We start from the raw sequence: 6,563 nt of genomic DNA, 5'->3' as shown, positions 1-6,563 counted from the left end.
TTGCCCCAACCCACCTGTTATCCGCTAGTGATACGGAATCCGGTTAGCCCGCACCCTAAAGGGTGGGGCACTTGCGGACGAAGCGGTGCCTGCGCGGGCTAAAAACGAAAACCGACTTTTACCAACCGGATTGGGTATGAAACTGGGTTAGGGGGATTGCAAAATATAAATCCTCCAAACGCGCAACTGAAAGTAAGGTATGTGTCGGAGTAAATGCTTGCGCCCCTGGGGCGCAAGCATTGCGCCCCTACATTGATCGCGCTACTCCGTTGATCTACGAACGAACGTTTTGGAGATTTTATTTTTTGGAGTTCCCTAGGAGAAATTTAAGCCACCTGGAAACCTGCTGGCTGACCATTGGGGGCAAAATTCGCTAAAATGTCAGCTAACCCTAGACACCGATTCAGACCGTTTAAAAGTCTGGCCTACAGAGGGTTTGACCCAGACTCAATGGTGTTGCTTCCCGTTCAATAATTGAGAGGTTTAATTTATGGTAACCACCCCTCAACCTACCCAGGTCATCTACCCTGATTGTGATGGAAATCCGATGTCTGATAATACTCGCCAATTTCGTTGGATTGTGGTGATTAAAGAGAATTTAGAGATTCTGTTTGATGAGGACCCGAATGTTTTTGTGGCGGGGGATTTACTGTGGTATCCCATCGAAGGAAATAATAAATTGCGTCAGGCCCCTGATGTGATGGTGGCGATCGGACGACCTAAAGGCGATCGCGGTTCTTATAAGCAATGGGAAGAAGGGAACATCCCTCCCCAAGTGGTGTTTGAAATTCTTTCCCCCGGAAATCGCCTCAAGGAAATGGCGAAGAAACAAGAGTTTTATGACCACTATGGGGTGGAAGAATATTATGTTTTCGACCCCGATCGCCTGGATTTCAATGGGTGGCTACGCAATCAGGCGGGTTCCCTACAGGTGATTGATCAGCCCGAAAATTGGACGAGTCCCCGGTTAGGGATTCGCTTTGAATTGCAGGATGAACAGTTCACCATCTACCGTCCCGATGGTGAGCGATTTCTGACCTCTACAGAGTTAGCCAAACAAGCGGAACAACAACGTCAGGAGGCTCAACAACAACGTCAGAGAGCAGAGTCCGCAGAAGCACGCCTTCGGGAATTGGAGGCGCGTTTACGGGAACTAGAAGGCGATTTCCATCCTGAAGGGTAAAATCATCTGACTCAGGACAGTGCAACGGTTTCGCCCCTCTGAACTGTTCCGAGGGTTAGGGGCGGAACCGACGAGTTCACCTGGGTTGGAGAGGGCTGGAAACGGCCCTAGTGATGGTAGAGTCTTGAGGGCGATCGCCGCCAATTGTTTCATCTCCAGATAGCCAGATGAATAAATTTGAAGTCCTGACTCCCCTACAATTCACAGTCCGCACCTCAGAAGAATACTGGGAGAAGCTGCTCGTTAAGCACCCAGACATCGCGGATCTCGAAGCAGAAATTCAACAAGCGCTAACTGCCCCCGATGAAATTCGTCGCAGTAGCCACGATCCCAATGTACTGCTGTTCTACCTGATCCTCAAACAAAAACGCTGGGTGGTTGCCGTTGTTCGTCGCTTAAATGGAGATGGATTTCTGATCACAGCCTATCAAACTGATGCAATCAAAGAAGGAGAAACCCTATGGCGCAAGTAAAAATCTACTATGAACCCGAGATGGAATTACTCACCATTTTTTGGCAACCTCCCCGCAAAAATCAAATGGCGACAGAACTGGGAGATGGGGTGATATTAATCAAAGATGAAACAACAGGTGAACCCATTGGCATGGAGATTCTCTCCTATAAACCGAGTGATAATCGCTTGGATGCTGTCACTGTGGAAATGGGGCGATCGGCAACAAGCTCATAATCGCCATTTTTACTCAGTAGCACCAGCCACTCCCCGGATCTGCGCCAATACTTAGGTTATGCTGTTTAGGCATTTAAACTGGATGCTCCGCGCAAAAGTTTCATAATTTTAGGATATCCAGTGTAAAAAGGCAACAGCTTATTTCATCTACAGAACAACATTAACCAAAAAGCAATTAAGCATTAAGATAGCTGATCAACAAATCACACATCGCTTCAGTTAAGGGAATTTTTGTTTCTATTTCTAGCCAAAGATATTGACCAAAAGGATTATTTTCTAAAAATACATATTCATTGTTGGGAGTCACAATAAAATCCATCGCTCCATATAACAGTTTTTGTTCTTTCAAAAATTCGATGCAGAATTTTTCTATTTTTGCGGGTAGTTCAAAGATAGAATGGGGATTCATTTGAGTATGGAGTCGCCAATCAACTTTGGTTTCTTCATGGGCTTGTGAATCAATTTTAACGGCAAATACCTTTTCCCCAATAACGGTAATCCTTAACTCAAATGCTTTTTCGATATATTCTTGCAATTGAGTCGGTGCTAAGGAAATAGTTTGATAGAATTGATAAAAATTATCTTTACCAATTTTTCTTGAGGGGATACCTTGATTGAGTCCGTCAATTGTTACATTTCCAGTATAAATTGTTTTAACTAAAACCTCCTCGCCGCACTCTATAAAAAAATATTTAGCTGTTTCTGGCTGTGTAGTTATTAGGGTTTTGGGGATTTTGACCCCATATTTATTGGCAAGTAAAAGTTGTTGGAATTTAACCTTCGCTTTATTGGCAATAAATGGATCGTTTATCCATCTGATGCTGGGTATAGAATATAGTATATTAATAAAAGATTTGGTTTCTGAAGCGATAAACTCTTCTTCCGCAGATTCAGCAATCTTACCAAAAAAATCAAATTCAGGTTTTCTCAACCATGCTACTTTTAGTTGATCTAAGTTTAAGATTCTCCCAAGTTCGTCAGTAATCTGTCCAGTCCATAAACCATTTGAATGGATATGAAGATTGATTTTGTATTTTCTGAGCAAATCTTCTGAGTTTAACCGAAAAACTTCAATACCCTTTTTATATAGGGTTCTAATCACTTCATCGGTGTGGACATCCTGCTTGTTCGTAAAAATTAAGAGCATATTTAATTTATAACATTGTTGTTGGGAAATAAACCAGGTCTGGCGATCGACTGATACTGATGGTTCACATCAGGCTTTTTATTCTAACAATCCCTCACACATCAAAAAGATACGATAGAATGCCCCGCACTCTACCGTACCGGATAATCGCTGTTGTTTGATTCAGAAAACCCGTAGTTTTTCACTCATGCCACTGTCAGCTTTAAGTATCAGACTGCTTTGCATCATCTTTTTCATTAAGAATACCGCTATAACTATCACGATAGGTCAATGAACTACCAGCAGCAAAAACAGGAATATTCGACGTTTGAGTTTCCGGATCATAGGATTCTGTTAGAATCTGTGAATCCTGAATCGCTTGATCGTACAATGCTGGGTTGATTTTCTCAACAAAATTGAGAGTGAAAGGCACCGAACTTGCCGGTTGTTCTAAGGTTGGTGTTCTCATAAGACTGATTCTCAAGAATTCGCTAACAAGATTCTAATTGATCTGGTTGAGATTGGGGGTGGCATTTAGTGGGAAAGTTAGACTGACGAGGGTTAGTGTGATATAGTAGGATTTAGTGCATAAACTGGTTCTCTGTTTGCAAACTTTAAATTTTAGTGGCAAGTAGTGGGTTTTAGTGCCAAAACAACGTAAATGAGGACAAAAAATATCTATGGACATTCAAGAATTGTCAAAATGGACTGATGAACAGGTATTTGCCAAAACCGGAAAACACCTTAGTTCTTTACAAAAATCTATATTAGAAAGTATTTTACACCATAAGAATTTTCATAAGATTGCCGACCAGAATGGATATAGCTATGATCATGTCAAAAAAGAGGGGGCAAAATTATGGAAACTGCTATCTGGTGTTTTTACAGAATCTATTGAACAAAGCAATGTGCGTTCTATTTTACAAAACAAAGCTGGATCTACTATTTACAGTTTTGGGGATTCATCCTTAATTATTAGTAATCATAAAATCAAGGAAAACCATGTGAATATTTGTAGGGGAAATTCCCCAGTTGCACAGGACATAGAAAAGCGCTCATACTCTGTCCCAGTTCCCAATGAGGTTCATTTCGTAGATATAACCACCGCCCCAGAATTAAACTGTAATTACGGACGTGATTCAGAAATTTCTACCCTGAAATCATGGATGGTCAATGATCAGGCTCGGCTAATTACAATTTATGGCTTAAGTGGAATAGGGAAAACTGCTTTGATTCTTAAGTTAATCTCAGAAATTAAGACGGAATTCGATTATATTATTTATCGGAGTCTTGAGCATTTGCCTAAACTGAGGAATCTGAAAGATCACCTGACGAATTTTTTTGCTGAATCTCCAGCCAGTTCCTTACCAGAAATCATTGATTATTTTCGCTCATCTCGTTGTTTAGTAGTCCTTGATGACGTGCAGCATCTTTTTAAACCGGGTCATTTAGCGGGTCATTATTTAACAGAATATAAAGAGTATCGTCATTTTTTTCAGCAAGTGGCTACCTCGTCTCATCAAAGTTGTTTGATTTTAAGTAGTTGGGAGAAACCCGGAGACATTGAGACTTTAGAAAAGGAAAGTCAATCAACAAAATCCTTAAAGATTGAAGGATTAGGAGCATCGGCTAAAGAAATTTTGCTACACAAAAAGTTACAAGATGAGTCAATCTGGGATGAATTAATCCAGCGATATCAAGGTCATCCGGGGTGGTTGAATATTATCTCTGCAACAATTATGGAGTTATTTGACGGGAGAGCGGCTCATTTGATTCAAGAAGAGGAGTTATTTTTAGGTGATATAGAAGCAACATTAGAGTTTCAGTTAGAGCGGTTATCAGAATTAGAAAAGAAGGTGGTTCAGTGGTTAGGGAGTCAAGATGAGCCGATCGCAATTTTCCAACCCTATGCTAATCTGGAGCTTTCCCAGAATAAATTTTGGCAGATTATGCAATCTTTAAATAGACGCTGTTTAGTCGAAAAAGTGGCGATGGACGCTCCAGCATTTCAGCTAAATTATATTTTTAAAGCATATTTAGTGCAAAAGTTAAAAAATAAATAACCAGTTTATTTAAAGTATTTTCACCCTTCAAATTTCCATGAAGATAGTTTGATGGGGTCCGTTTGAAGTAATCGATAAACTTAAAAATTGGCTCCGATAGAGCATCGGTAAAAGGCAACTCCCCTCGCTTCAAAAGGCGACGGGTCAAGAGACTAAACCAATACTCAAGCGGGTTTAACCAGGATGTGTGTTTGGGCAAATAAACAACACAACTTAGAGGGTTTGGGTCACTTTTAAAAGCTCTGTGAGTTTTCATAAATGCCCAAGTTCCTTTTTTTCATTGGGCCTTTGGTCACAGGGGGATAACCGATCGCCCTAATGAGAGGGTAAGTATAAATCCGATTAGATGGCAAGAGACCCTGACTAGGGTGAACATTTTAATCAGAGGTTTGGAGGGTCGGACTGAAACTTTGGAGATATTTTAAAAAATATAACAAAAATGGAACAACAAGCAACAAATATGAGAAAATAAAGATAGAAAAACCAACAATTGTTGCCAAAGATGAGAGGGATTATTGGGTTGAATTTTACCCCATCTCTCCTTGACCTCATTCGTTGGGTTTCTCGCGATCGCCCTCAAATTAGGAGCCAAAAACCTTCTAATTGTTCCACCGGCGTCGCGAGTCTTTCATCACAACCTCCCTAACCGTTCTTGCTTAAAACTATGGTTCAGTACACGATCGCCCAATCTCCCGAAATTATCTTGACCGTTTCGGGCAGAGATTCAGCCAAAGCCCGGGACAAAGCAATGGATCAACTCCTTGAAATGATGGATGAGGGGAAACTGCCTACTAAACTCTCGAACAAACTCTCCGAGGGTTTTAGTCCCGATGAATTTATTGAAGTGAAAGAACCCGAAGGTTTAGATGAAAACAGCGATGATGCCCTCACCGAAGCGGTGCAAATTCTCAGCAGTTTGGTCACTCTCAAGGAAAAAGTGGATAAGTCCCATGCCGAGGCGCTGAAAGTGCGTGAGCAAATTGATATTCTCTTTCAGGATCGCCCGGTTACGGAAGAGGAAATTGCTAATCTCAAGGAAGGGTTTAAAACTCTAAAAACCTTTGCCCAAGCCAATCAGCGCTATCAAGCGGCGAGAGAACAAGCGGAAGAAGCGCGGATTATTCTCGATCGCGTCTTGAAATCCACCACTGCCGAGTAATACGGAATTCGGTTGTTAAAGGTTGATAAAACCCGCAGGCTGAAGCCTGGAGGCTCACAGGACAAAGCCCGCCTGCGCGGGCTGCTTTTACCAACCGGATTTGGTATTAGACCCCTAGCCCTGAATTGGTTGTACATTTAATGACGAAAAATCGTTATTTCTTGTAGGGGCGCAATGCTTGCGCCCAATTCTGAATTGGTTGTACATTTAATGACGAAAAATCGTTATTTCTTGTAGGGGCGCAATGCTTGCGCCCAATTCTGAATTGGGGGTAAATTTAATGACGAAAAATCGTTATTTCTTGTAGGGGCGCAATGCTTGCGCCCCAAGGGCGCAAGCATTGC

General features: G+C 41.6%; 7 protein-coding genes. 5 read left to right on the top strand and 2 right to left on the bottom strand.

Features of this window, described 5'->3' with window-relative positions:
• Positions 1-490: 490 nt before the first annotated feature.
• The 3 genes from NG833_RS25215 to NG833_RS25205 all read left to right on the top strand — a co-directional run bounded on the left by NG833_RS25215 (position 491) and on the right by NG833_RS25205 (position 1,871).
• Positions 491-1,183, top strand: a complete 693-nt coding sequence (locus tag NG833_RS25215) for a Uma2 family endonuclease (RefSeq protein WP_254568034.1) — start codon at positions 491-493, stop codon at positions 1,181-1,183.
• A 167-nt stretch (positions 1,184-1,350) separates the two neighbouring features.
• Positions 1,351-1,656, top strand: coding sequence for a hypothetical protein (locus tag NG833_RS25210; RefSeq protein ID WP_254568033.1), 306 nt, complete (start codon positions 1,351-1,353; stop codon positions 1,654-1,656).
• Complete coding sequence (locus tag NG833_RS25205) at positions 1,644-1,871, top strand: hypothetical protein (RefSeq protein WP_254568032.1); 228 nt, start codon at positions 1,644-1,646, stop codon at positions 1,869-1,871. Before NG833_RS25210 ends, NG833_RS25205 begins: the two co-directional genes overlap by 13 nt.
• 175 nt (positions 1,872-2,046) lie before the next feature.
• On the opposite strand, the gene NG833_RS25200 is transcribed toward NG833_RS25205, so the two are convergent.
• Together NG833_RS25200 and NG833_RS25195 are read right to left on the bottom strand one after the other, a co-directional pair.
• Positions 2,047-3,018, bottom strand: coding sequence for an MvdC/MvdD family ATP grasp protein (locus tag NG833_RS25200; protein ID WP_254568031.1), 972 nt, complete (start codon positions 3,016-3,018; stop codon positions 2,047-2,049).
• 202 nt (positions 3,019-3,220) lie between these two features.
• Complete coding sequence (locus tag NG833_RS25195; protein WP_254568030.1) at positions 3,221-3,466, bottom strand: hypothetical protein; 246 nt, start codon at positions 3,464-3,466, stop codon at positions 3,221-3,223.
• A 211-nt stretch (positions 3,467-3,677) separates the two neighbouring features.
• Between NG833_RS25195 and NG833_RS25190 the strand changes: the two genes are divergently transcribed.
• On the top strand, positions 3,678-5,060 hold the full coding sequence (locus tag NG833_RS25190) for an NB-ARC domain-containing protein (RefSeq protein WP_254568029.1): 1,383 nt from the start codon (positions 3,678-3,680) through the stop codon (positions 5,058-5,060).
• Between the two features lie 664 nt (positions 5,061-5,724).
• Positions 5,725-6,219 carry a hypothetical protein gene (locus NG833_RS25185; protein ID WP_254568028.1) on the top strand — a complete coding sequence of 165 codons (495 nt, stop codon included), beginning with the start codon at positions 5,725-5,727 and terminating at the stop codon, positions 6,217-6,219.
• Positions 6,220-6,563: the final 344 nt, after the last annotated feature.

This window comes from Oscillatoria sp. HE19RPO (assembly GCF_024220515.1).
Classification (GTDB): Bacteria; Cyanobacteriota; Cyanobacteriia; order Cyanobacteriales; family Laspinemataceae; genus Laspinema.
The sequence above is the reverse complement of the archived record's forward strand: the minus strand, read 5'-3'. Positions and strand labels throughout refer to the sequence as shown.

Coding starts and splice junctions, on each gene's coding strand:
- NG833_RS25215 (WP_254568034.1), top strand. CDS start 491: ATGGTAACCACCCCTCAACCTACCCAGGTCATCTACCCTGATTGTGAT.
- NG833_RS25210 (WP_254568033.1), top strand. CDS start 1,351: ATGAATAAATTTGAAGTCCTGACTCCCCTACAATTCACAGTCCGCACC.
- NG833_RS25205 (WP_254568032.1), top strand. CDS start 1,644: ATGGCGCAAGTAAAAATCTACTATGAACCCGAGATGGAATTACTCACC.
- NG833_RS25200 (WP_254568031.1), bottom strand. CDS start 3,018: ATGCTCTTAATTTTTACGAACAAGCAGGATGTCCACACCGATGAAGTG.
- NG833_RS25195 (WP_254568030.1), bottom strand. CDS start 3,466: ATGAGAACACCAACCTTAGAACAACCGGCAAGTTCGGTGCCTTTCACT.
- NG833_RS25190 (WP_254568029.1), top strand. CDS start 3,678: ATGGACATTCAAGAATTGTCAAAATGGACTGATGAACAGGTATTTGCC.
- NG833_RS25185 (WP_254568028.1), top strand. CDS start 5,725: ATGGTTCAGTACACGATCGCCCAATCTCCCGAAATTATCTTGACCGTT.